This window comes from Lysinibacillus sp. NPDC056220 (genome assembly GCF_049315265.1).
Taxonomy (GTDB): domain Bacteria; phylum Bacillota; class Bacilli; order Bacillales_A; family Planococcaceae; genus Lysinibacillus; species Lysinibacillus pinottii.
The window spans coordinates 429,146-449,663 of sequence record NZ_JBMOXD010000002.1 but is presented as its reverse complement, the minus strand read 5'-3'; the positions used below and the strand labels follow the sequence as shown (position 1 = coordinate 449,663).

19 protein-coding genes are annotated in these 20,518 nt (G+C 36.3%); 7 read left to right on the top strand and 12 right to left on the bottom strand.

Going from position 1 to position 20,518, the window contains the following annotated elements:
- Positions 1-114 precede the first annotated feature (114 nt).
- The 7 genes from dnaK to ACOZBY_RS07195 all read right to left on the bottom strand — a co-directional run bounded on the left by dnaK (position 115) and on the right by ACOZBY_RS07195 (position 8,594).
- Positions 115-1,950: a molecular chaperone DnaK gene (gene dnaK / locus ACOZBY_RS07225; RefSeq protein WP_012295327.1), complete on the bottom strand. Its 1,836-nt coding sequence runs from the start codon at positions 1,948-1,950 to the stop codon at positions 115-117.
- A gap of 75 nt (positions 1,951-2,025) precedes the next feature.
- Positions 2,026-2,598: a nucleotide exchange factor GrpE gene (gene grpE, locus ACOZBY_RS07220; protein WP_031417049.1), complete on the bottom strand. Its 573-nt coding sequence runs from the start codon at positions 2,596-2,598 to the stop codon at positions 2,026-2,028.
- Between the two features lie 17 nt (positions 2,599-2,615).
- Positions 2,616-3,644: a heat-inducible transcriptional repressor HrcA gene (hrcA, locus tag ACOZBY_RS07215; RefSeq protein ID WP_031417050.1), complete on the bottom strand. Its 1,029-nt coding sequence runs from the start codon at positions 3,642-3,644 to the stop codon at positions 2,616-2,618.
- An 89-nt stretch (positions 3,645-3,733) separates the two neighbouring features.
- Complete coding sequence (hemW, locus tag ACOZBY_RS07210; protein ID WP_012295330.1) at positions 3,734-4,879, bottom strand: radical SAM family heme chaperone HemW; 1,146 nt, start codon at positions 4,877-4,879, stop codon at positions 3,734-3,736.
- Positions 4,880-5,179: 300 nt separating this feature from the next.
- Entirely contained in the window at positions 5,180-6,376 is a 1,197-nt protein-coding gene (chrA, locus tag ACOZBY_RS07205) for a chromate efflux transporter (protein ID WP_422761886.1), read from the bottom strand.
- Positions 6,377-6,428: 52 nt separating this feature from the next.
- A complete protein-coding gene (locus ACOZBY_RS07200) occupies positions 6,429-7,289 on the bottom strand; it encodes a DUF4179 domain-containing protein (RefSeq protein WP_231112962.1) in 861 nt (286 codons plus the stop codon).
- A 102-nt stretch (positions 7,290-7,391) separates the two neighbouring features.
- Positions 7,392-8,594, bottom strand: coding sequence for a DHH family phosphoesterase (locus ACOZBY_RS07195; RefSeq protein WP_012295333.1), 1,203 nt, complete (start codon positions 8,592-8,594; stop codon positions 7,392-7,394).
- Positions 8,595-8,721: 127 nt separating this feature from the next.
- On the opposite strand from ACOZBY_RS07195, the gene ACOZBY_RS07190 reads away from it, so the two are divergent.
- From ACOZBY_RS07190 to ACOZBY_RS07180, 3 genes are all read left to right on the top strand, one after another.
- A complete protein-coding gene (locus tag ACOZBY_RS07190) occupies positions 8,722-9,429 on the top strand; it encodes a polysaccharide deacetylase family protein (protein ID WP_036217169.1) in 708 nt (235 codons plus the stop codon).
- 351 nt (positions 9,430-9,780) lie between these two features.
- Positions 9,781-11,424 carry a pyridoxal phosphate-dependent decarboxylase family protein gene (locus ACOZBY_RS07185; RefSeq protein ID WP_422762177.1) on the top strand — a complete coding sequence of 548 codons (1,644 nt, stop codon included), beginning with the start codon at positions 9,781-9,783 and terminating at the stop codon, positions 11,422-11,424.
- A complete protein-coding gene (locus tag ACOZBY_RS07180) occupies positions 11,408-13,105 on the top strand; it encodes a methyl-accepting chemotaxis protein (RefSeq protein WP_422761883.1) in 1,698 nt (565 codons plus the stop codon). The genes ACOZBY_RS07185 and ACOZBY_RS07180 overlap by 17 nt, the downstream gene beginning before the upstream one ends.
- Before the next feature lie 80 nt (positions 13,106-13,185).
- Here ACOZBY_RS07180 and ACOZBY_RS07175 read toward each other — a convergent pair whose 3' ends face one another.
- The 4 genes from ACOZBY_RS07175 to ACOZBY_RS07160 all read right to left on the bottom strand — a co-directional run bounded on the left by ACOZBY_RS07175 (position 13,186) and on the right by ACOZBY_RS07160 (position 16,960).
- Complete coding sequence (locus ACOZBY_RS07175; RefSeq protein WP_031417061.1) at positions 13,186-13,614, bottom strand: GatB/YqeY domain-containing protein; 429 nt, start codon at positions 13,612-13,614, stop codon at positions 13,186-13,188.
- Positions 13,615-14,028: 414 nt separating this feature from the next.
- Positions 14,029-15,018, bottom strand: coding sequence for a zinc-dependent alcohol dehydrogenase family protein (locus tag ACOZBY_RS07170; protein WP_031417062.1), 990 nt, complete (start codon positions 15,016-15,018; stop codon positions 14,029-14,031).
- Between the two features lie 198 nt (positions 15,019-15,216).
- Positions 15,217-15,900 (bottom strand): VOC family protein, encoded by a 684-nt coding sequence (locus ACOZBY_RS07165; protein ID WP_289449602.1) that lies wholly within the window; start codon positions 15,898-15,900, stop codon positions 15,217-15,219.
- A gap of 295 nt (positions 15,901-16,195) precedes the next feature.
- On the bottom strand, positions 16,196-16,960 hold the full coding sequence (locus tag ACOZBY_RS07160) for an SMI1/KNR4 family protein (protein WP_012295340.1): 765 nt from the start codon (positions 16,958-16,960) through the stop codon (positions 16,196-16,198).
- 220 nt (positions 16,961-17,180) lie between these two features.
- Between ACOZBY_RS07160 and ACOZBY_RS07155 the strand changes: the two genes are divergently transcribed.
- The 4 genes from ACOZBY_RS07155 to ACOZBY_RS07140 all read left to right on the top strand — a co-directional run bounded on the left by ACOZBY_RS07155 (position 17,181) and on the right by ACOZBY_RS07140 (position 19,339).
- Positions 17,181-17,735: a GNAT family N-acetyltransferase gene (locus ACOZBY_RS07155; RefSeq protein WP_031417065.1), complete on the top strand. Its 555-nt coding sequence runs from the start codon at positions 17,181-17,183 to the stop codon at positions 17,733-17,735.
- A 3-nt stretch (positions 17,736-17,738) separates the two neighbouring features.
- Complete coding sequence (locus tag ACOZBY_RS07150; protein ID WP_036164254.1) at positions 17,739-18,191, top strand: GNAT family N-acetyltransferase; 453 nt, start codon at positions 17,739-17,741, stop codon at positions 18,189-18,191.
- A 229-nt stretch (positions 18,192-18,420) separates the two neighbouring features.
- Positions 18,421-18,555 carry a hypothetical protein gene (locus tag ACOZBY_RS07145; protein ID WP_255250367.1) on the top strand — a complete coding sequence of 45 codons (135 nt, stop codon included), beginning with the start codon at positions 18,421-18,423 and terminating at the stop codon, positions 18,553-18,555.
- Positions 18,556-19,153: 598 nt separating this feature from the next.
- Positions 19,154-19,339 (top strand): hypothetical protein, encoded by a 186-nt coding sequence (locus tag ACOZBY_RS07140; RefSeq protein ID WP_012295344.1) that lies wholly within the window; start codon positions 19,154-19,156, stop codon positions 19,337-19,339.
- A gap of 423 nt (positions 19,340-19,762) precedes the next feature.
- On the opposite strand, the gene ACOZBY_RS07135 is transcribed toward ACOZBY_RS07140, so the two are convergent.
- Positions 19,763-19,951 (bottom strand): hypothetical protein, encoded by a 189-nt coding sequence (locus ACOZBY_RS07135; RefSeq protein WP_012295345.1) that lies wholly within the window; start codon positions 19,949-19,951, stop codon positions 19,763-19,765.
- Between the last annotated feature and the right edge of the window lie 567 nt (positions 19,952-20,518).

Below are 20,518 nucleotides of genomic sequence, written 5' to 3'. Positions count from 1 at the left end.
CGTATGCAAGTATTCCTTAATTGGTACCTTTACTAGTTCCATAACCTTACTTCATGACAAAAGCCAAAGCCGCAAGCGGTCTTTGGCTTTTTCACTTTACTGTGCTTTTAATTCTTATTTATCGTCTTTTACTTCTTCGAAATCAGCGTCTACAACACCATCATCTTTTTTACCAGCACCAGCGTCTGCTTCTCCGCCTTGTGCTGCTTGAGCAGCTGCTGCCGCTTGTTCATAAACTTTCATAACTAATGGCTGTAAAACACCTTCTAATTTTTCTTTAGCTGCTTTAATGCCTTCTAATTCGCCAGCTTCAAGTGCCTTTTTCAATTCATCACGAGCATCTTCTACAGATTTTTTCTCATCTTCTGTAATTTGTTCACCTAGGTCAGTAATTGTTTTATCCACTTGGAATACTAATTGGTCAGCTTCGTTGCGAAGATCTGCCTCTTCTTTACGTTTAGCATCTGCATCAGCATTAGCCTCTGCGTCTTTTACCATACGTTCAATTTCTGCCTCTGATAAACCTGAATCAGATTGAATTACAATTGTTTGTTCTTTGTTTGTACCTAGGTCTTTCGCTTTTACCGATACGATACCATTTTTATCAATATCGAAAGTTACTTCGATTTGAGGTACACCACGTGGTGCTGGTGGAATATCAGCTAATTGGAAGCGACCTAATGTTTTGTTGTCTGCCGCCATTGAGCGTTCACCTTGTAGTACGTGAATATCTACTGCTGGTTGGTTGTCTGCCGCTGTAGAGAATACTTGTGATTTAGAAGTTGGGATTGTCGTGTTACGGTCAATTAATTTTGTGAACACGCCACCCATTGTTTCAATACCAAGTGAAAGTGGTGTTACGTCAAGTAATACAACGTCTTTCACATCACCTGTTAATACGCCACCTTGTACTGCAGCACCCATTGCTACAACCTCGTCTGGGTTTACACCACGGTGAGGTTCTTTGTTAGTTTCTTTACGTACTGCTTCTTGTACTGCAGGAATACGAGTAGAACCACCAACTAAAATAACTTGATCAATTTCAGAAGTTGAAAGACCTGCATCAGATAATGCTTGTCGTACTGGACCAACTGTACGATTTACTAATGGTAATGTAATTTCATCAAATTTTGCACGAGTTAAAGAGATTTCTAAGTGTAAAGGACCTGCTTCACCAGCAGTAATGAACGGTAAAGAGATTTGAGTGGATGTTACACCAGATAAATCTTTTTTCGCTTTTTCAGCAGCATCTTTTAAACGTTGCATCGCCATTTTATCTTTTGATAAATCAATGCCATTTTCTTTTTTGAATTCTGCTACTAGATATTCGATAATCGCGTCATCGAAATCATCCCCACCTAGTTTGTTATCACCAGCTGTTGCTAATACTTCAAAGACACCATCACCTAACTCAAGGATCGATACGTCAAACGTACCACCACCAAGGTCAAATACTAACACTTTTTGATCTTGATCTTGTTTATCTAAGCCATAAGCTAGCGCTGCAGCCGTTGGTTCATTGATGATACGCTCTACTTCTAGACCAGCGATTTTACCAGCATCTTTTGTTGCTTGGCGCTGTGCATCGTTAAAGTAAGCAGGAACTGTAATTACTGCTTTCGTCACTTTTTCACCTAGGTAATCTTCTGCATAACCCTTTAAATATTGAAGAATCATAGCTGATACTTCTTGTGGAGTGTAATCTTTGTCTTCCACCGTCACTTTTTCAGCTGTACCCATTTTTGATTTAATAGAAATGATTGTGTTTGGGTTTGTTACTGATTGACGTTTTGCTACTTCACCAACTTGACGTTCGCCATTTTTAAATGCAACAACAGATGGTGTAGTACGATTACCTTCTGGATTTGGAATTACTTTTGGTTCGCCACCTTCAAGTACAGAAACGCAAGAGTTTGTTGTTCCTAAGTCAATACCAATAATTTTGCTCATTAAAATTTCCTCCTATTAATTCGACGCACGGGATGCGTTTTTTCACTAATTTTAATTGACTAAATAGTGCTAAGACTATTCGTTCACAGATACCATTGTTGGGCGTAACACACGATCTTTTAAGATATATCCTTTTTGTAGCTCGCGTAAGACTACACCCGTTTCTTTTTCACTATCCTGTTCCTGCATAACAGCTTGGTGGATATTTGGATCAAATTGCTCGCCTTCTGCTTTTATCACTTGCAGGCCTTCTTTTTCTGTAGCTTCTAGCAATGAGCGATACACCATTTCAATTCCTTTAATAATAGATGCAGTTTCTTCAGAAGTTGTCTCCACCTGTAATGCACGCTCAAAATTATCAAGGACTGGCAATAAATCAGATAATAAGCTTTGCGCTCGGTACTTTTCAGCAGCCTCACGATCTAGTTGTTGACGACGACGCATATTATCGAAATCTGCACGTAGGCGTAAATGTCGGTTTTCCTCGTCATCTAGCTTTGCTTGTAATTCAGCAAGTTTCGCCTCATATTGCTCTTCCACTGATAATTCAATTTCCTCTTGAACCTCTGAACGTTCTACTTCCTCTGTTGCCGTTTCTGCTTGTACATCCTCTTGTACTAAATCTTTGTTTTCAGTTGTTTCCGTCACTTGAATCCTCCTCATTATCATTCACTACGATTCTTCGTAAATGCTTGTGTTAAGTCCAAGCGTATTACGTCTAATAATGCCACCACACGCTTATAATCCATGCGTGTTGGACCAATAATAGCAATGGCCCCCTGTTGATCATCACCAATAGAATAAGTAGTGGTAATGACACTGCAATTTTCCATTTCTAGCTGTTTATTTTCTGAGCCTATTCGAATATGAATTCCTGATTCATTTGGATGGAATAGTGACTGCACTTGGCTGGTCGTTTCCATTAAGTCCAATATCATACGGACTTTATTTAAATCATGAAACTCAGGTTGGTTAAACATATTCGTTTTACCACCATAGAAAATTTTACTTTCTGAATTATGCATTGTCGCTGTTACGAGTGCGTGGATAAAATCATCCGCTGATTGTACATGTTGCTGTAATACTGCCAACACTTCAGCTTCAAGGCTTTTATGGAGCTCTTCTAATGACACACCTATTAAGCGATCATTCAAGATATTGACCATTTTTTCTAAATCCGAAGCGGTAAAATCAGGTGGTAAATTAAATAAGCGATTTTCAACATGTCCATTATTCGTCACGATAATCGCTACTGCTGTATCACTAGACAGTGGTACAATCGAAAATCTTTTGACACGATGTCTTTGAACATCAGGCCCTAATAGTATGGAAGTATAAGATGTCAGCTCTGATAGAATATTGGCTGACTTTCGGATAATATGCTCTACTTCTACAAGTCGATCATTGAAAATCGATTGGATCTGTTGAATGTCTCTCGAATTAATACCTTGAGGACTCAACAAATGATCTACATAAAATCTGTAACCCTTTTCCGAAGGCACTCGACCAGAGGAAGTGTGTGTTTTTTCTAAATAGCCTAATTCCTCTAAATCCGCCATTTCATTTCGAATTGTGGCTGGACTAAATGTAATCCCTTGTTTTTTGGAGATTTGGCGAGAACCTACCGGCTGTGCAGATAAAATAAAGTCATCTATAATTACTTGCAAAATCTGTAACTGCCGATTTGTTAGCATGATTATCACCTCTGTTAGCACTCAACCAAGAGGAGTGCTAATACTATTATTAAATTATCAAATCCCACAATTTATGTCAACGATATCGCTCATTCTTCTAGCAAAAATTGTTGAAATACTTCATTCCCCACAAAACGTCCTTTTCTTGTGAGTCGAACACCTATATCATCATGTTCTAAAAGTCCTTTTGATACTAGCTCTTTCAGAACAGAATCATAATGAGCTACGATTGGTGTTTTCAACTTTTCTTCATATATTCTGTGCTTAACTCCATCTGTTTTACGCAGTCCTAAAAACATTTGTTCTTCTCTTTTTTCAGCCTGCGATACCTCATGCTCATGGACAATTGGAAGCTCCCCCGCCAAAACAGTTTCCATATATTTTTTTAATGGTCCATGATTGGAGTAGCGTACACCTGCTAGATATCCATGAGCACCAGCACCAAAGCCAGCATATTCGTCATTATCCCAGTAAATCTTGTTATGTTCTGAATGATAACCAGGCTTCGCAAAATTACTAATTTCGTATTGTTGGAGACCATGCAATTCCATTTGCTGCATTAAAACATCGTACATATCTGCTTCTAAATCTTCTGTTGGTAAAAGGAGCTTTCCTTTTGCGTACTGATTATAAAAAATCGTTTTTGGCTCCACAATAAGGGAATACGCAGAAAAATGAGGCAAATCAAGGACCAATGCTTTTTCTAATGAGTCCTTCCATTGGGCCATCGTTTGTCCTGGCAATCCATACATTAAATCAATACTAATATTTTGGAAGCCGATTTTTTTAGCTAAAGCTGTTGTTTTATACACATGCTCATTACTATGTGTGCGTCCGATTTTTTGTAACAGTTCTTGATTGAAGGATTGCACGCCCATGCTTAGTCGGTTGACACCGCCATCAAACAAAACTTGCAATTTCTCCGCAGACAATTCATCTGGATTAGCCTCTGATGTAAATTCTGTCACACTATTCATTGGAATATACGTATGAATTAATGTTAGAAGTTTGTCCAATTGCTGTGGTGATAATGCTGTGGGTGTTCCCCCACCTAAGAAAATTGTTTCGATATGACGAAAGCCTTCGGGATTTTTTTGCGTTGCAAGCGCCATTTCCTTTCCAAGAGCTTCTATATATTCATCCACTGGTTGATTTTTAAAGTAAAATTTATTGAAATCACAATAATTACAGATTTGATGACAGAAAGGAATATGAATGTAAACACCTCGTGCCATAGCTATCCCTTCTTTCTCGTTAAGTCTTTTCCATTTCTACATTATAACGAATCAATAGAAGGAACGCTATGAAACCATCTAGTGGGTTTACACAAATATTTTCCCCCATTATTTTTTTACAAACTAAAAACTAGTAGCCAAAGATATTCCTCTAGCCTACTAGTGAACAAATGATTCTATGATGTTATAAAAATACCTACAGTAACAAGTGCTGCTTTAATGGAGAAATGCGAAAAAGAAGCAAAAAAATTAGCTAATTTCCTACGTAAAGCATGAATCGAGCACTAGAAAAAATGTAATTCATGAATAACAAACGATTCCGACTACTATGCCTAAAAGCACCAATAAATAAGGTTGCATTTTCCATCGAATTAAACCCCATAAAAAGACCGCGACAAAGATAATATCTAAACCGTTTTGAATAGTCTGTGTCACAATCGGATGGATAAAGGCGGCGGTCAAAATACCAACAACTGCCGCATTGGCTCCTGCCATTGCCCCCTTCAGTCGGGTATGGCGACTTAAGCTGAACCAAAAAGGGAGGGCGCCTATTACTAACAAAAATGCCGGCAGAAAAATTGCCAAAGTGGCTATCATTGCTCCTGGTACACCTGCAATAGCCATGCCGATATAAGCTGCAAATGTAAATAAAGGCCCTGGAACTGCCTGTGTCATACCGTAGCCTGCTAAAAAGTCTGCTGTACTCATTTGTCCACTTTGAACAAACTGTGTCTCTAATAAAGGTAAGACCACATGGCCCCCACCAAATACCAATGCACCTGCTAGATAAAACTTCTCAAACATTGTTATCCATTCATCATTCCATAAAGCACTTATCATCGGTAAGCCAAAGAGCAGTATTAAAAAAAAGCTTAATAAAACAATACCCGTGGATTTAGAAATAGGTACTTGAATCACTAAAGGGGCATCTTCATTACTTTTTTTTATTTGTTGAAAACCGATACAAGCAGCTAGTACTATCGCTGCTATTTGTGCCAACGGATGGATCCATACTAGCACGATGATGAGCGCCATTATAGCCATTAACCAATGTAATTTTGTTGACAGTAATTTTTTGCTCATATCAAATATTGCATTTGCCACAATCGCAACAGCCACTAACTTCAAGCCATGAATCCAATCCATTTTTATTTCTGTATACATGGAAAAATAGGCAAATACCATCAATAACAACACAGAAGGTAGCGTAAAGCCCAAAAAGGAGAGTACACTTCCTAATAAACCACCCCTTAATAAGCCAATTCCCATACCTACCTGACTAGATGCAGGTCCTGGTAAAAATTGACTCAATATGACAAGCTGGCTATAATCCTGGGCTGATAGCCATTTACGCTTTTGCACATATTCTTGTTGAAAATAACCTAAATGAGCTGTTGGTCCCCCAAACGAGGTACAGCCTAATTTTAATGAAACATAAAAAATCTCCCATAGCGTTCGCAAACTCTCCACTACTTTCCATAGCTTTTTATCCATCATACATGGAAAATAGATTTTTTCAGATTAAGAGTTTGTAAATTTTCATTCATTGCTAATCTTTTTTTATTTTAATGGTGGTATCAAGTTTACTGCCATCCTTATCGACAGGGGTTAACGTATAATTTTTCTCAGATAAGTATAGTCCATCCACACGGCTTCCCCATTTTGTTCCTTCTTTATTTAAAGGATAGGGTGTTTCAAAAGTCCATGATTGCCCTCCTTTAGATTGAATTTTAAAGTGTAAAGCATCGTTGACAATACTCTTCTCCGTAGAAAAATAAATTGTAGTTGAGATAGGTGTGGAAACAACACGATCAATCATTAATTCCTGCTGATCAATATGTTTTACTTTTTTTTCGATTGAAAAAATGTGTCGATCTTCTTGTAATTGCTCTTGTGATGCCTCTACTTGAAATTCCCACGGCTTTTCAATGCGTGTTTCTACATTCCAATCTTTATAACGAATGTCCAATTCCACATGTTCATCTGTCGGGAAATCATCCATTTTGATGCTATTGTAGATGGTATAAACATTTGCAGATTTGGCAATAGACTGCCCTCCATTACGAACCATATAATCCTTACCATTCACAAGTATTTGAGGAAAGAAAAACACCTGATGATCTGGCTTAAACTCTTTGGTTGGTTTGAAGGTTGCATTCAGTAAAATTTGATTGTCATCCATGATTACTTCATTTAATGTTAAACGCCCTAAACTATTGTTAGCTGTTTCCCCTACCTCTGTTTTATAAGCTTCAAAATCCACCCCCCTATCCCGCAGCCAATACAGCAAAGAGGAACTACTAACTACTAAGACTAATAAGAATACAACAACAATTCTCCACTTTTTGCGTCCTCGATTTTCCTTATTTAAATCTACAACTCGAAAGATATCATCGGACAACAAGTACACCTCTTTTTTTTAAATAGTTATGTTTTATTGTAGTTAGTAAAGAGTCATTATATAACCTGAATAGAAAGCATAGTTGGACAAATTCAATATGTATAAAAGGAATCATTCAATCCCTTTTTTTAGTTGACGCACCTTATTTACTTCTTCCATTAAATAGTCCACGAATAGATCATCTCTTACTAGCCAAGCCTGGTAAAATCGCTTTACATACCATTCGGCATCCTCAAAGCTCCTATAGGTTTGCTCAAGTCGATTTTTATTTATTTCAATGATCCAATTCATTTCATTATTTGAATAAAGAAGAAAGAATTCATCATGGCGATTTTTATAGAGGGTTCCAAAGGTGGCGCCCTTAAGGTTATAGCGATTTCTTTTTGCGTCCTCAGGAATTGGCTCTAGGTGGAATGTTTCTAACACAAATTGCTTATATGCCTCCACTGTTAATGAGCACCCTGCTGCTTTTTGATGCCCTCCTCCACCAAACAAGGTTGCGATGGAAGCCACATTAATATGATCATGTATCGTACGGAAGGAAACTCTTTTACTTCCCATATTAATCATTGCAATATAATCAAGATGTATATTTTCTTTTCCTAATTCATTGCCAAGCTCAGAATGATAGGATTCTGCATAAACCACTCCACCATAGAAGTCACCTAAATTAGTTTGTATAAGCTCACGTTTTTTTCGGCGAATATAACGTTCTATTTTCTCCTCTTCCATGCTTAAAATTTTCTTTTCGAATTCATCAAAGTCGAAATGAGACTGACTTTTTAAACGATCCAGCATTTTTTCTTCGAATTCCTCTATAGACACTAAAAAAAAGAGTGCATTCAATCGTTGAGCCTGATAATTTCCATTCTTTTCCCATTCCCATGTATCATATTGTCTCACTAACTCAACAAACTCTGTAAGAACATCTGTTTTTTCTAACAGTCCATGCATGACAAGATATTGATAAAATAATGATGTGGCAGACGTTAAAAGACCATGCTCATCTTCCATTATAACCTTACCCCACTCGTACTGATTGAGGTGGAGGGCTGTTTGATGATGGTCTAAAAGCTGCACGTTCCCAGTAGCCTGAAAGTAATCATCAATTCTTTTTTCGTTCCCCTCATTCGGAGAAAGATCTGTAATAAATAAAAAAGTTTTTGACTGTTCATGGTCCAAAAAGAACTCAATCTCGCGGTCAAGTGCCGTAACAGAGTTATACCGTATTTTCACCTGATCGCTAAACGCTAGCTTAGCTAGAATCCCACAACCTACACCATCTAAATCGTTATGTGATAGTAATTTATACATATCTTCACCTCCGATATAGTATGGTTACTTTTTTGTTATTCAAACAAAAAATGTCATTGAAAAAGAATACGTGATGACATACATTTACTTCAGATACACAAATTCATATTAGAAGGAGATATTTTTCATGGAACGTAAGCTCGTCTATTGTGGAATTGTCACTTTAATAATACTCACTTTAGCATTTTCCTCCTATAAACTAATGAACGCCCGCAATTATCAATTATTTGGAAACCTAACCTCTCATGTTGAAACAAACAACAAAGTTGTTGCGTTGACTTTTGATGATGGACCCACAAAAAATTCGGATGCTATTTTATCGTTACTAGACGAGTATCAAGTGAAAGCAACTTTTTTTCTAATCGGAAAGGATATAGAGGATCAGCCTGAGGAGGCAAGAAAAATTGCTGAGGCAGGTCATCAAATTGGTAATCATACGTATTCACACAAACGTATGGTATTGAAAAGTCCTTCCTTTATCAAACATGAAATCGAAAAAACCGATGATTTAATTGCTGATATTGGCTATACGAAATCAATCGTAGTAAGACCTCCATACGGCAAAAAACTAATTGGACTTCCCTATTACTTAAATAAACACCAGCGAGAGACGATTACATGGAACTTAGAACCTGATACGTTTTTCACTCAGGCTGATGAAAAAGTGAGGTATGTAAAGGAAAACATCCAACCGGGTTCCATTATTTTAATGCATCCTATGTATGATGCTACAGATAATGAATTACAGGCCATAAAGGAGATTTTACAGACATTGAAGGATGAGGGTTATACATTTGTAACAATTGATGAACTTTTAACCATCAAAAACGATTAATAAAAAAACACTAAGGAATCTGTGCCTACTATAGGACAGATTCCTTAGTCAATATTAGCCATGAAGCAGCAATATTATGGACATCTACTATAATATTAACATTATAGCATTTTATATTATTTACTCTCCTACCATTCCACCTTCACAAATTTTACACAGCCTATATTCCCTTATTACAAAGTTAAACAACAAAATTCCTCAATGTTGGATTTTTCAGAAATGTTAATATATATTTTTTCAGTAAAATATAATCACCATCTCTGCTAAAATATGCTATTATACTTTTAGTATAAGGACCTATTTTCACTTAATTGAAAATAGAGGAAATATGAACTACGAAGGATGATGATGATGCAAAATATCCAACAATTATTCCAGAGCGAAGATGGAAATGTTCAACAAAGAGAGAATTTTTTATCCTTATTAGAGAAAATTGTTTCTTCATTAGATAAGTTAAAGGATCCAAATAAAACTACACTAGGTCCAATGAAAGACCGCTCTGCTAATTTTTATCAAGAGCTGATGCAGGATCATCAAGTGCCAACTACTGGTGTTGGGCTCGATCAAGTGGTAGAAGAATTAACACAATTAATGCAAGGGCATCCTTATCATACGCGTAACTTTGTCACTAATGTTTTACCTATGGCCAGCATTCCTGGCGTATTAGGTCAGTTTACAAATGCCCTTCTGAATGGCAATAACTTATGGGACGTTTATGGACCGGCTGCCGCTGAATGCGAAGTAAAAGTAGTGGCCATGATGTCTAAATTAGTAGGCTATGATTACACGAAAAGCTTTGGCTATACTACATGGGGCGGTCAAGGGGCTGTTTTCAGCGGATTACGTCTAGCTATTGCAAAGCAATTCCCACACGCTAAAGAAGATGGTATTCCTAATAATTTATATTGCTTTGCTTCAGAAAACGCACATTATAGTCTTTTAAAATCTATTGAAGCAGTAGGTATTGGTAGTAAACATTTAGTACGCGTAAAAGCAGGCAAAGATCACGCAATGGATGTGGAAGACTTACGCGCACGTATGACTCAGGTCATTGAAAAAGGCGGTATTCCTGTCTATGTCGTAGCAACAACAGGTGCAACAGATCAATTTGGCATTGATGATGTAAAGGCGGTAAAAGAAGTCACAACTAGCCTTGAGCAAAAGTACAATCTACAACCAGTACATATTCACGCGGACTCAGCTTTAGGTGGTTTTTATGCATTCTTCAATGATTATGATTTCAAGAAAAACCCGCTACAATTTGAAGAGGATGTTTTACAAGGTCTGTCACAGATCCATGAACGTATGCAGCATCTAGCAATTGCCGATAGCCTATGCTTTGATTTCCAAAAGCTTGGACAAACACCTTATTTAACAAGCTTATTCTTAATTAAAGACGGTAAAAGCTTACAGCTATTAGATATAGAGGACTTTGATACACCATATGTTGGTAATCGTGGCTACGGCTCCTATCATACAGGTTACACGTTAGAATGTTCTCGCATGGGTAGCTCTATTGCCATTTTGGCTGCTTTGCAGGCATTTGGGAAGGAAGGCTATCAACAAATACTAGCCAATTATGTACGCGTGAATTTAGCATTCCGTTCACAGTTAGCTGCAAAAATACCAAGCCTACAGGTTGTCAATGAAATGAATATTGGGCCAGTCACTGCCTTCCGTTTATACCCAGATGGTTTGAGCTGGCAAGCAGAACAAGCTGGTCACTATTCACAAGATCAAATTGAACGTATTAATGCTATCAATGCTTCTTTATTTGAGATTATCGGAGAAGGTCGAGACGAAGTATTTTTTGGTGATACAACTCGAGTTTGCACAGTACGTACAAATGATACAACACAACATGTCCCAGTGGCTGCGGCAAAGTTCTTCTCCATTTCACCCTATACAGAAATTGAGCATATCCCTAATATGATTCAGTTCTTACAGAAAAAGCTTCAAGTATTGGAGGCGTCTCAAATTGCGTATCGTCAATAAATTTAAGAGTTCTTTACTCTATAAATATATTGCTAGCTTTACTATTCCGATAGCAATTATTTCATTAATATTTAGTATTGTATTGTTTGCTGTTTCGTATCGTATTATCGACAATTTTGTTATTAAACAATTTGAATCGACATTAGAAATAACATCGAGCACTATATTTGAAGATATCGAGGAAAATGATGTAAAGGCTGCGGATAATGGTAGTCCTGATAAATATAAAAAATTATTAGATCAATTGAACGCAACAGTTAAAAAATACGATATTGAAAATGCCTATGTGCTTTCTAATGCAAATGGTAAAGAGCATATCGTCGCTTTAAGTGATACTGACAATCATCAACAAGATTATGAATTTAGTGAAGAAATGCGTGAAGCTATAAACACAGGAACGATCCAAACTAGTGATATTTATAAAGATGAGTATGGTATCCATAAATCCATATTTATTCCATTTAAAGATACAGATATTATTTTTGGTTTAGATATGGACGCATCCTTCATTTCTAAACTTCAAGCAGAAACACTTTGGATTTGTATTATTATGACGGTTATTTTTGTGATTTTAGGTATCATTGTTGCTTACTTTATTAGCGTAGGCATTACGAAGCCAATCAAAAAAATGACGCAATATGTAGGACAAGTTGCACAGGGAGAATTAGCGGTTGAACCTCTTAAAATAAAGGGTTCCAATGAAATTGCTCAACTTTCATCAGGCATTGAAAATATGACAGAGGATTTACGCATTTTGATTCAGCAAATTGCTCAAAATGCTGAGCAAGTGGCAGCCATGTCTGAGGAATTAACGGCAAGCTCTGAACAAACAAGTGCATCCATACAGCAAATTACTTCTTCTATGCAAGAAGTTGCAGCCGGTTCAGAAAAACAAACCCATTCAATTGAGGAAGTCGAGAGTCATATTACATCTATCTCGGGCAAAATGTCTGAAGTTGTGACAAGCGTTACGGATGTGACGGAAAAGGCATTTGATGCGTCAGCGATTTCAGAAAAAGGCAATACGACCATTAAAGATGCCACTGAAAAAATGGCCGTTACCTCTCAAGCTATTCAAGAATCCGCAACAGTTGTGGAGCGCTTAAGCACATACACAAATGAGATTGGAGATATTGTAACATTAATTACACAGATTACGGATCAAACCAATTTACTTGCTTTAAATGCTTCGATTGAGGCAGCTCGTGCAGGCGAACATGGGAAGGGCTTTGCAGTTGTTGCAGAGGAAGTACGTAAACTAGCAGATCAATCATTAGATGCAACAAATAGTATTCGTACACGCATTGAAACGATTAAAGAGGAATCTGCGCAAGCCGTGAAATCAATGGCGATTAGCAGTAGCAATCTCGCGGAAAGCTCCACAACCTTCAATGCCTCAGGCGAAGCATTTGCTGATATTTACGCCCACATCACAGACCTGACGAAGGAAATGGATCATGTGAATAATATTATGTCCAATATCAACGAAGGAGTTAGCAGTATTGCTGTTTCTGTTGAACAAGTGGGAGTCGTAGCTGTCCAATCATCAGGCAATATTCAAAATGTGGCAGCTGCTTCCGAGGAGCAATCTGCAAGTATTGAAGAAATTACTGCATCCTCAAATAACCTAGCTGAAATGGCACAGGAACTTCGCCATATCATCCAGAAATTTAAATTATAAATAAACAAAACCGCTGTGCTCAAAAAGGCATAGCGGTTTTTTTAGAGGACAAAAAAATCTCCTACCAAGATGGTAGAAGATTAAGCAATAATACTTTTTACAACTTTTGAAATCACTGCACCCTCAGCTTGACCAGAAAGTAATGGTTTAGCAATTTTCATAGCTTCTCCCATATTCATTCCTTTTTCAACACCAGCGGCTACTAATTTTTCAGCAATCTCTTCTTCCGATAGTTGCTTTGGTAAGAAAGATTTCAAAAGTACTAATTTAGCTTCCTCTTTCTCGATTAAATCTGCTCGCTCAGCTTTTTGAGCACCCTCTAAAGCCTGATTTGTTTGTTTGACCTCTCGATTTACAATGGCCATTTCTTCATCTGCAGTTAAAGGCTCTCCTTTTTCTTTTTCAGCCAAATCTAAAGCTGATTTTAATAGAGATAATACACCCTTTGCTAAAATATCTTTTTCTTTCATTGCCGTTTTTAATTGTTCAAATACCTCAGTTTTTAACAATGTTCTCACTCCTTTAAACCTTTATAGTCCACAAAATTATACCATAAAACCAGCCTGAACACTTTAATCAAATAACTTTACTTACTAATGGAGCATTCCTTTTAATTTCCCTAATAAGATTTGCAGATTCGTACAATAAAGACAAAAAGAGCATGGACTTTGCATCTGCTTCTCTCAACCGATTTATAACCTCTTTCAGTTTGTTCCCCTTTTCTAAATACAGCACTTCTGGTTATTAACTTTATATGACGGAACAAAAAGTGTTTCTTCAAAAAACAATTCTTGATTCATTCATTTTTAAATAGGATATTTTTGTATCGAGCCATTTCCTTGCATAATAAATCCTCACCAATAAAAAACACACTAACAAAATTAGCTTAACATGCTGCTGTTTGTTAATGTGTTCTTCTTTTATTAAGTTGTTAAAAAAACCTTTCCTTTATTAATATGGGCAGATTCAACAGCATCTATGGCCTTGTGAATGTCCAATAATGGAAAGCAGGTATTTACGCTCATCATTGCTAATACCCCATTATGTACGAGGTTTATCAGCCGTTGCATGAATTGTTGCCATTTCTCTGGGGTCGACTGATGTTGCCAGTGGCGTAAATGAAACATCCTAGCCTGAACCTTTGCTTCATTCACAATGGTTGCCCAATTTACCTGTACTCCTGATAAAAGACCAATGGCTAAAAAATTCCCACCAGGTTTCACACAAAATGCAAGTTGATTGCCAGCGTCTCCTCCTATGGAATCGATGGCAGCATCCGCACCTTTTCCATTCGTTAATGCCATCACGGTCTCATAAAGTGGCATATGAGACGTATCAATGACATAGTTGGCGCCAAGTTGCTGTAAGGCATTTGTATGCAGACCATTTCTTGTAACCGCAATTAATTGGAAACCTAATACTTTCGCGAATTGCGCATAAAGATGTCCAATAGCAGAGCCACAAGCGTTCACTAATAAAACATCACTTGATCGTAATTTTAAAACCTCTGTACAAGTTACAAGTGCTGTAAGGGGATTAATATACATTTGTGCCGCAGTAAAATTATCCATCTCAGTAGGAATAGCTACAGCAAACGCAGCTTGTGTTTTCACCATTTCTTGCCAAGTTCCCTCTCCACGTAAAGGCAGCACTCGCTGACCAAGAAGCTTGGGTGTAACAAGCGGTCCGACAGCCTCTACTATTCCAACACCCTCATAGCCAGGAACAGTTGGTAAAGTGATTCGATGAGCATATTTTCCCCATATTGGTATTAGATCAGAAGGATTGATCGGCCTTGCTAGCATACGCACAAGAATTTCCTGTTGAGTAGGAAGTGTAATGGTTTTATTTTCAACTCGTATTACCTCTTTAGGATTTCCATAGTCATATATTTTAAGAGATTTTACTTTCACTATTACTAGCTCCTTTATGGATTATCTATTAAACAGCGTCATTCCAGTGGCTCGTTCGTCACATTCTTTTCCTGCTGACAATGATTTAACTGAAAATCCGAGTGCACCATCACATCACTGATCACATACAAATAATAACCCGCCCTAGCTATCAGAATGAACATACAATTTATACATATTTAATCAAAATTCAAGGTACTATAATTTGACGACAGTTAGATGACCTATTTCATCCATTATTAATTGGAGAGTGTCATTTATTTCTATACATATGGGGCTGACCTGCGCAATCTTATCTGAAAAATACCACAGACGAGCACTAGGTCCTACTAAAATATTGGCTCCATCTTCATAGTTGCCTAGAAAATTCAGGGAATCTTGTTGAATATTTTTGTTATTAATAGACTTTATACCATATTCATTTAACTCTCCTGCTACTGCTAAAATATCATCTGTTGTTAAATTAATTTCACCAATATGTAACACTTGATCGATTGAAAAAGTCGTTGTATTGAGCTTTGGATTCACTTCCTGTCTAGAAATAAACTCCACTATATTGCCCTCAGGATCATAAAAATAACATGAATAGGCTTTTAAAAATTGAAAATAAACTTCATCCTGACCTTCCGAAAAAAGTAGGCCGACTCGTTCATTCGCCCAATCCTTTGCTTGTTGAAATAAATTACTTGGAATGTTTAAAGCAAAATGATATTGTTTTTGTATTTGAGAAGAGACCTTCTCGAAAGTCATCTCACTCTCCCCAACAGCTATTGTAAAATAATCCTCTGTACCTTTGACCAATGCAAATCCCATTTGCTCACAATAAAATTGCTGCATTTTTTGTACATCATGAACAACTAGTTTAACCCTCGAAATTTTCATAAAATCCACCCCTTGCGTTTTAGTTAACCCTACTATACTAGTCAGACAAGGCGTTTACTTCGTACAAAAGAATGAAGTTTTATCTAGATAACTTACAAACCACTTCTGCCAGTAGGCTGAGAAAAAAACAAAAACTCTACATTCTCCTGCGAATCATTTCGTATCTGGTGTGGCTGATTCGCTGAAATTTCAATCCCTTCCTGTTTCGATTAATTCAGCTATTGCTTTATTTACTTTCATCGTTACTCATCCTTTCAGGTATATCATAAGAAATTTAATGAATTTGCTGAATTTCTCATGTTAAAAATTCTGCTAAGCTTATTTTCTTTTTTTGATAATCTGCGCTAATCGCTTGTAGTTCTTTTTCTAATTGAAGCACCCCCGCTTCCACACCCCTATAAATTAATATCGGCGTCTGTTCTAAAGACTTTCTGGCTATTGAATAATCACAGGACATTATTTTTTTAAGTAGTAATAAAGTTTTAAGCTTATCCTTCCCATTGCCGGTAATATACACTTCATAGTAATTGTAAGAATGCTCCTCCAGCTGCTCCTCCTCTAAATGCGATGGTACTAGAACACTCTGAAGAAACGCTACGAGATGATCATAGGCCATTTCAAAATCCCACCTTCCTGCACCATGATAGGCGGTAAAAATAGCCGTATCTCCTCTCGATAAATCTATACAATATGGATCTCCCTCATCCGTAGCAATGACTAAATAATGTTGGGGCCAATCTGAAATGACTTCTTCTGTGACAGGATTATAATTGTACCCATCCTGTCCTCGCACTAAATCCGTAGCCCCAAAAATTTGTAGGTTTAAATAGTCACCTGTATTCCATGTAATTCCTTCCACCACATAATGTTTCAAAAAGTAAATATATTCTTCAGGTAATTGCCAATGGCTCTCCAACAATCGACTACTCTCATCTTCTATTGGATCGTGAAAAACCATTGGGTATACAGCGTAAAATGAAGGATCTTGTTTTTGAATCTCTGCAATAAAACTACGCATGTTCTCTATTACTTCATCTATGTCCCTAAGTACTTCTTTCATTTGTAGTTCCCTCCTTACTGCTTTGCATTTTATCATACCCTATCATTACCCAATGCAGGAGAACATGTTATAATTTTAAAGTGCACAGCCATAATTATTTCATAAATTCGTCTGTAATCTTAAAACTTTTATCCAAGCCGTAACTACATTTAGTGGCTATAACTTGCCACTGATTGATAAGACTAGATTTTGATTAAAACATAAAAAGGGGAATTCTTTTTTGAGAAAAATATTCATCAGACGCCCTGAGCAAACAGATACTCCTGCGTTACACCAATTCTTTTTACATGTTATTCAGGATACTTTTGCTAAAGAAGGACTTGCAGAGCTGGTGGACGATCAACAACATGAATGGGCGACGAAAAAACAATACTTAGCTGCTGACTTTGACAGTCAGGGCCAAAAAAGGTTTTTCTGGCTGGCTGAGGATGCAGATACAAAAGAAATTGTGGGCACCATCGAGTATGGGGAGTCCAATGAATTCATTCAAAAAATGATAAAGGAAGACCTGTCGAATTGTCCCGAAATTGGGACTGTTTATGTTCATCCAAGCTACCAAGGTCGTGGGATTGGAACGATGCTAGTAAACAAAATGCTAACAACGTTAGAAATGAAAAACGTCCCTAGCTTTTGTTTAGACAGTGGCTATAAACAAGCACAACTGGTTTGGCAGAAAAAATTTGGACAGCCAAACTATGTTCTTGAACATTTTTGGGGAACAAATAATCACCATATGATTTGGAAACGCAATTTACCATTTCAACTAAAGGAGTAAAAGATGTCCTTACAAATTACACAACAATTAGATGCAAAAAATAAATCTTATGTTAATCACATGCTTTATGAATATAATGTAGAACACTTTCCAAAAGACCTACAAGGGCGCTATAAGGAAATTAATTTATTCCTAACAGACCAAGACAATCAAATTTTTGGTGGTATATTAGGGGAAGTTTGCTGGAACTGGTTAGAAATACACACGTTAATGGTCGATGAAAAATTTCGTGGTCAAGGATATGGTTCTAAACTGTTAGCAGCCATTGAGCAAATTGCATTACAGAATAAATGCGATTTCATTAAGGTTGACACCTTAAGCTTTCAAGCATTAACTTTTTATGAAAATCATGATTATGAAATTTTTGGGACCCTCGATCAAGTAGGAAGAGACTTTAAGCATTATTATTTAAAAAAGACTTTACAATATGATATGGATGATGCAAGCCGTGATTAAATCTTTGATGATGAGTGAAGCTCTAAATCATTGCCTTCCATCTATGTGAGCAGTCCTAAATATTTGTTATACATCTAGATGAATGTTAGTATTGTTTATACAGATTTAGTTTTAAATAGTGAGATAGTTAAAAATATGTAAGATTTTAATAGCTTCAACAGTAACGTTGAGGCTTTTCTCTTTCGCAATTTGTAAGTGCCTATACTTATTATGTTTGGAGGGAAATGAAATGTTAAAATTCATTGATGATTTAGCCGGTGCGATTTTCGATGTATTTATGCTATTTTGTTATTTCTTGGCAGGCGTAATAATTGTAGGGGTCCCTATCTTTTTATTGGCTAAATTTTTCCTATTGTTTCAATAAATATTTCACGCGAAAAAAATGCTAAAAGGAATCACCCATTTTATGGTGATTCCTTTTTTGTTTTGTTATAGAGCAAGCCATCCACCAGATCTATATGAAGTTCATATTACTAGAATTATTAAACTTCTACACATACACAAAAACAACAAAATAAACTAAAACTACAGGAATTGCGTAAGAGGAAATACCTATTAAACTCCATTTCCCTTCATCAAGAGACCAAAGAAAAATAAATAAAGTAATCATAGTAATCCCAAAAGCGCTCATGATAATATTTAATAATCCAATATTCCCCATCCCCTTTGTTCTACTTTTCATTAAACCTAGTATATTCCTCATACAGTTAGGCCATGCTAACTGCCTCCATCATATTTTATTTACAAATAATTTCTATTTTTATAACCAAAAGTATTTATCCTTCACGACAAACTGCCTATCAAGATACAGCCTTTAATGATACTCACTATGTTCGAAGTAAGTTTTTAAGTGTGTAACAAATAATTGCTAAATATGTTTTAAAAAGCTGTTGAAAAAATTTGAAATAAACGAGGGATATTTAATTGGAATACGTTAAATAATATTTGGAGGAGGTGACAAAATGAAAAGAGATAAAAAAGATACAGAATTCGCAACAGATGAGCCAACAAAACAAACATTTTCTACTGGTGCAGAACCAGGCAACATGAAAGAATCTACTAGGGGTAAAGGATATACTGAGCCCCCTCACCCGGATAAAGAAGACCTTATTATTAATGAGAAAAAAGGAAAGTCCACTTCATTATAATCTAAGACTATTTAACGTTTTACCTATTCAGACCGCTCATTCAAAGTGGTCTTTTTTCACATTCGTATAGAGCTTTACTAATCAGATAAAGGAACCTATTCATTAATGCTAAAGATTAATGACGGCAACAACTGATACACTTTTGAAAACAAAGAATAAGGCATAGCAAGCTGCCGCAACAGAATCGCTATGCCCATTTTACTGATAAAATGCTTAAAAATGTTACAAACACCTTTGACATATTCCCATATGATATAAAAGAATGGCTAAAATTTTTTAGTGATATACGTTCCTAACAGATATAAAAGCACTTAATTAATATGAGTGCTTTTAATTTATTCATGGATATTTTTATTTATTAAATGGTGGGAATATATAAACAGAAAGCCCCCCCATATCGGAGCGGCCTTTCTTATGTATCCTCTAAAATAATAGAGATATCGATAAAAGAACTGAAAATGTAAAGCCGATACTCCATAACGAACCTAGTATTTTTTGATTTTTAATATCTCTATCTTTTTTTAGTTTTTCCATTAACTGAACTAAATTGATAAACCATAGTAAAGAAAATAACAACGGTAAAAAATAATAATAGAAAAATAAATCAGCCATTTCAAATCTCCCCTTACAAATCCTGCTCTGTTAGTTTAATAACCTGATAACACTCTACCTTGGTTACCCTGAAAGTAAAAACCACATAGCTCATAAAATCAACCAAATTACTGCTATACCTATTAATAAACGTTTCCTACTCCCCCTATCAAGTCATTCTTCTTCTAATCTGTTTTGTTTAGTTTTATTATACCTCTTTTTACATTCATATGGATATTATTGACTATTTAGCATTCCCATCAATATTCTAAATTTCTTGGTGAACTACTCATAGATTGTATCCTCCATGTCAAAAAAGATGTGAAAGCAAGGAATGAGGCAGCATAAGAAATTAATGCAAAATACAGATCGTAGGATGAATATTCAACAGAAAGCTTTATTACTAGACTATATGCACCTTCAAATTCACCTCTTAATTTTAAATGCAAATCTATTAATCCCATTATTGATTTCATCTAAAATCGCGTGTTCACACACATGCAAAGGGGCTATTTTTAATACAAATGAATGGCGATATGAAAGAGCCGAATTTGGGAAGTTTAAAATTCAAAAATTAGTCACTCAAAC